We start from the raw sequence: 4,913 nt of genomic DNA on the forward strand, positions 1-4,913 counted from the left end.
CCTCTAAATTCTTTTTATCTGATTTTAGGAGAATTAAAAAAATGATTAAATATAAAATACTAATAATAATTTGAGTATAAATCTCGGTACCTAATTCAAAGCTCTCACTTTTTATATAAAGCATTACCAAAAAATTATTCCATACCCGCCACTAAAGAAGAAGACGATCTTAAGAAAATCTACCCTCAGGTTTTTTGGCAATATTAAAATGGCCAAGAATCCACTTGATAATCGAACAACAAACAACATATCTATTCTTTCAAACAGGATAGTTGCCATCGAATTTATTGTTAAGCATGAACAAATCAACGCTATTATTATTCTGATTAATAAGCCGAACCTGTTCCAACTATCACGCATCAAGTTATCGATTCCCTAGTAACCCCTCCCAGCCCTCCCCTTGAAAAGGGGAGGGGGATAAAATGAAGACCATCGTTCGTTTGCGGCGCATTGGCCGCAAGCAACTGGGAGTAGTGGATCACGTTTCCTCCAGACGCAGTCTGGCTACAAGCCACCTGTCACTTCGAGCACGGCGCCGGTGATGTAGGCCGCGTCGCGGCTGGCGAGGAACAGCACGCAGTGGGCGACGTCCTCCACGGTGCCGAAGCGTTTCAGCGGCACCTGTTCGAGGTACTGCTGTTTCTGGTCGTCCGGCAGGTCGGCGATGAAATCGGTGTCGATGAACCCCGGCGACACGCAGTTGACGGTGATTTTGCGGCTTGCCACTTCCTTCGACAGCGATTTGGTGAAGGCCACCTGCCCGGCCTTGGTGGCGGCGTAGTTGGCCTGCCCGGCGAACCCGAACTTGCCGATGGGGGAGGTGATGTTGATGATGCGACCGTAGCGTTTCCGCGACAGGTTCTGCACCGCGAGCTTGCTCATGGTGAAGGTACCGGTGAGGTTGGTGTCCACCACGTCGCGCCAGTCCTCCTCCGTCATCATGCCGACGATGGCGTCGCGGCGGATGCCCGAGTTGTTGACCAGCACGTGAAACGTGCCGAGCGTCTCCGTCACGTATTTGTAAAATGCCTCGACATTTTCCAGGTTGGTGACATCGCACTGGCGGACGTGCAGGCGGTCGCCCGCATCGGCATGGTCTTTCTGAAACTGTTCGGCGGCGGGTTGGTTGGACAGGTAGGTGGCGACGACGGTGGCCCCGGCTTTCAAAAAAAGCTTCACCAATGCCGCGCCCGATGCCGCGGGTGCCGCCGGTCACGATCACCGTCTGTTCTGTGAAATCGAATTGCATGGAGTCGGTTGGAGAGAGGGTGCGCCGGTTTCATGCCACGTTTGCCGGAGGCCCGACGGATGCCCGGCGGGTCAGACGTTGACCGGTTCCAGTTTCGCCTTGCTGAGGGACGACACGAACTTGTCCACCTCGTTGGCGACGATGACGCCGTAGTTGGCGGCGCCCAGCCAGCCGGACATGATGATGCCCACCGATCCCGCGTGAAACAGGCCGGCGATCTGGTTGGGCAGTTCGCGGCTGACTTTCAATCCCTCGAACTTGGTGCCGAACGACACGCCGCCGGGATGCGTGGTGTAGCGCTTGAACGTTTTCGGCGTGGACGCTTCCACGTGGTCGATCTTGGCGCGCACGCCGGGCACGTAACGCTCCAAAGCTTCGAGCGTTCGTTCGATCAACTCGTCTTTCTTCGCCTGGTATTCCTCTTCACTGAGGTAAGCCCAGTCCTTGAAACGGGCGTTGGTCGAGGCGACGATGGAATACTGGTTGTGGCCGGGGCGGATCTCCGGGTAGTAAAACGAAAACGTTCTGCTGGTGGTGTGGAAGTCGAGCAGTTCTTCGGAATCGAATTCCTCTTTCTGCGAAGTGAACAGCAGGTCGCCCACGTTGTCGATCTTCTCGCCCTTTTTGATGCCGATGTACACCTGGCAACTGCTGTCGTTGAGGCGCACGTCGCGCACTTCCTGGATGAACTCTTTCGAGAAATGCTCTTCGCCCGTCAGCTTTTCGATCGTGTTCAGGATATTGCTGTTGGAAAGCACCGCCTTGGCGGGGATCTCGCGTCCGTTCACGCGCACGCCGGTCACCTGCTTGTCTTCCACCAGCACCTTTTCGACGAGGCAATGGGTGCGGATGTCCACGCCGTTTTTCTGCAGTTCCTTTTTCATTTTGCGGATCAGTTCATTCGTGCCGCCCTGAAAAGTATAGACGCCCTTGTCCATGAAGTTGGAGAACACGATGCCGTAAGTGATGGCCGGGTCGTCCAGAGTGGAGCCGTTGGCGTAGGTGATCGGTTCCATGAGCAGGCGGTGCACGTCGGTCCTGCCGGGAAAGAATTTCTCGAACAGCTCGCGCGTGGTCATCTTCACGTCGTCGTAAAAATTCATCGCCCGCACGGTTTCAAAAAACTCGTCGATGGTTTCCTTGAGGATGCCGAAGCGTTCGCGCATCAGGTTGGTGAAGTCTTCCTTGTCGAAGGTGGTGCCGAAGGCGAACTGGGGGTTGTCGAAGCGGATGTTGCGCAGGCGGATGATGGAGTCGGCGATTTCCTTGGACCAGTATTTGCGGCAGGTCTTGATCATGCCGATGGGGAAGCCGTGCAGGGAGATGTCCATGATGTGGCCGCCCTTGCGTTTGAACCAGGTGGCCAGCCCGCCCAGGTTGTAGTGGTGCTCCAGTACCAGCACGCGGTGACCGAACCGGGCCAGCATGTTGGCGGCGGTGAGCCCCGCCAGACCGCTTCCGATAATGACCGTGTCGTAGGCCGACTTCACCCCTTTCAACCAGTCCTTTGCCATCAAATTCTCCCGTATTCCGGTTTGTTTTCGGCCTGCAATACGTGCAGATTGGCCATGGAAATGCCGCTCAAAGTAGCCCCAATGATACCCAAAAAACCCTGATCTGTCCCGCAAATAAAGACGTTGCGGATGGGCGTGCGCCCGTCCTTGATCTTGTGGGGGGCACCGTACACCGCGCCGTTGAGGTGTCCGGTGTATTTGAAGATGGTCTTGGGTGTAAATGCGTCCGTGAACACGACATTATGCCGGAAATCGGGGAAAAATTGAAGGATTTCCTCGATGGCGCGCTCGCGCCATTCTTTCTTGGCGGCGCGGTAGTCGGCGCGGACCATGTCGTTCCACACGCCGTAATTGGCCTGGTTGGTGAGCCTCAGCATGCCCTCGCCGGGCTGGGGGTAATCGAAATTGTTGGGCGCGCACAGCACGCCGCTGGTCACATCCACCGCCGCCTCCGGCACGCGGTAGTCGAAACGCGGTTTGGTGGAGAAGAACACGATGCTCTTGTCGTAACCCAGGTCTTTCGGCTGGCGGTCGAGCACGAACAGGCACTCCATGAACGACATGCGGCCCTCCTCGCACCGGGCCTCTTCCACCGGGCAGGGCCGGCACAGGCGAAGCGTCTCGATGTAACCCGCCGACGAGATCACCTTGTCGGCCAGCAGCGTCTCGCCGTTTTCGAGCTCGACCGACTGCAGAGCCCCATCCGGGGCGTGGATGGCCTTCACCCCCGCGCCCATGCGCAGTTCGCCGCCCAGCGTTTTGTATTTGTCCACCAGGAGGTTCAGGATGTACGGCATGCCGCCCTCCGGTTTGGCGAAGCCTTCCATGAACACGGATTTGAACATGATGACGAACTGGTAGAAATCCATGTCGCCCTCGCTGGCACTGCCGTAGTACATGAGCGGGCAGAACAGCATGTCGATGAGCACGGGATCGGTGATGCATTCCTGCACCACGGCGCGGGCCGGGGTGAAGCGGCTGTTGTTGAGGTCGAGCTCGTCGTAATCGCGGATTTTGGCGACGAGGCGGCGGAAGCCGTCGATCTGCGCCGGGAAGGCGCGCGCGACTTCCTCCTCCAGCACGGAGAAATCGTTGGTGAAGCGGAGGGCGTGTCCGGGGAAGCGGATCTCGGACTGGTGCTGGGGGCAGAGGCGGAAATCCTCGTGGCGAAAGCGCAACTGCTTGAGCAGTTTGGAAAGCGGCGCGTTGCGCGCGCCCTTCGGCACGTAGTTGGTCATGGCGTGCAGGCCGACGTCGAACGTCCTCTGCTTGCGCACGTAGAAGGAGTTGAGGCCGCCCACCTCCACGTGCTTTTCGACGATCAGCACCTTCTTGTTGAACATCGCCAAGCGGATGCCCGCGGCCAGTCCGGAGAGCCCGGAGCCGATTATGAGCGCATCGTACACCATGCCGTATTGTTAAGGATTCAGGCTTAAAAAACAAGAAAATCCCGGCCCCGGAGGGGGGTTGCGGGATGTCGGGTTTGGCGCGGATGGACAGCGCGGTGTCAGGTTACCAGGTGCCGGTCCTTGAGACGCGGGAACAGGTATTCGACACAGCTTTTCATCGTGACCAGCTGGGGGTAATCGGCTTCCGGCACTTCGAGGTTGAAGCGCTTGCGCAGTTCCATGACGATGTCCAGAAAGTCCATCGAGTCGAGATCGAACTGGTCGCGGAGCTTCTCCTCGTCCTGGACGGTGCTCAAGTCCTCGTCCGGAGCGATTTCAGCAATGATATTCAGGATGGCGGTGCGTACTTCCTCTTTCGTCATCTAACCTCTCTCCTCCAGTGTTCGATGGTAGGCGATGAGCCCCCAAATTTCAATCCTATTTTTGGTATTTTCGGACAATCAAAACCGAGTTGATGCCGAACATGCCGAAGCTGTTATTGACAATGATTTTCACCTGTTCCAGCCGCTCCGGCCGGTTGGCCACGAGCTTCAAGGGAGCCACGTCGCACTCCGGGTCCACCTCGTCCACGTTGATGGTGGGGTGGACCACGCCGTCGTCGAACGCAGGCAGGTTGCCGGTGAGTTCCAGCGCCCCCGCCGCGCCCATGGTGTGGCCGATATAACTCTTTGTATTATTGATGCGTACCTTCGATCCGGCAGGGAACACCGTGCGCAGGGCCTTGGCCTCCTGGATGTCGCC

General features: G+C 57.3%; 4 protein-coding genes and 1 pseudogene. All 5 read right to left on the reverse strand.

The features are described from left to right. Window positions 1-504: 504 nt before the first annotated feature. Window positions 505-1,179: a 3-oxoacyl-ACP reductase FabG gene (fabG, locus tag TX82_RS03850; RefSeq protein WP_005007214.1), complete on the reverse strand. Its 675-nt coding sequence runs from the start codon at window positions 1,177-1,179 to the stop codon at window positions 505-507. Window positions 1,180-1,320: 141 nt separating this feature from the next. Beyond that, window positions 1,321-2,763, reverse strand: coding sequence for a phytoene desaturase family protein (locus tag TX82_RS03855; protein WP_005007217.1), 1,443 nt, complete (start codon window positions 2,761-2,763; stop codon window positions 1,321-1,323). Further along, a complete protein-coding gene (locus TX82_RS03860) occupies window positions 2,763-4,172 on the reverse strand; it encodes a phytoene desaturase family protein (RefSeq protein ID WP_005007220.1) in 1,410 nt (469 codons plus the stop codon). Before TX82_RS03860 ends, TX82_RS03855 begins: the two co-directional genes overlap by 1 nt. Before the next feature lie 98 nt (window positions 4,173-4,270). Beyond that, window positions 4,271-4,534: an acyl carrier protein gene (locus TX82_RS03865; RefSeq protein WP_005007223.1), complete on the reverse strand. Its 264-nt coding sequence runs from the start codon at window positions 4,532-4,534 to the stop codon at window positions 4,271-4,273. 55 nt (window positions 4,535-4,589) lie between these two features. Continuing rightward, a pseudogene (locus tag TX82_RS16625) lies at window positions 4,590-4,913 on the reverse strand (beta-ketoacyl-[acyl-carrier-protein] synthase family protein); the annotation flags it as partial.

Source organism: Nitrospina gracilis 3/211 (genome assembly GCF_000341545.2).
Lineage (GTDB): Bacteria > Nitrospinota > Nitrospinia > Nitrospinales > Nitrospinaceae > Nitrospina > Nitrospina gracilis.

What these genes read in the sequence shown, in the direction of transcription:
- TX82_RS03855 (WP_005007217.1), bottom strand. Translation starts at nt 2,763, where the DNA reads ATGGCAAAGGACTGGTTGAAAGGGGTGAAGTCGGCCTACGACACGGTC.
- TX82_RS03860 (WP_005007220.1), bottom strand. Translation starts at nt 4,172, where the DNA reads ATGGTGTACGATGCGCTCATAATCGGCTCCGGGCTCTCCGGACTGGCC.
- TX82_RS03865 (WP_005007223.1), bottom strand. Translation starts at nt 4,534, where the DNA reads ATGACGAAAGAGGAAGTACGCACCGCCATCCTGAATATCATTGCTGAA.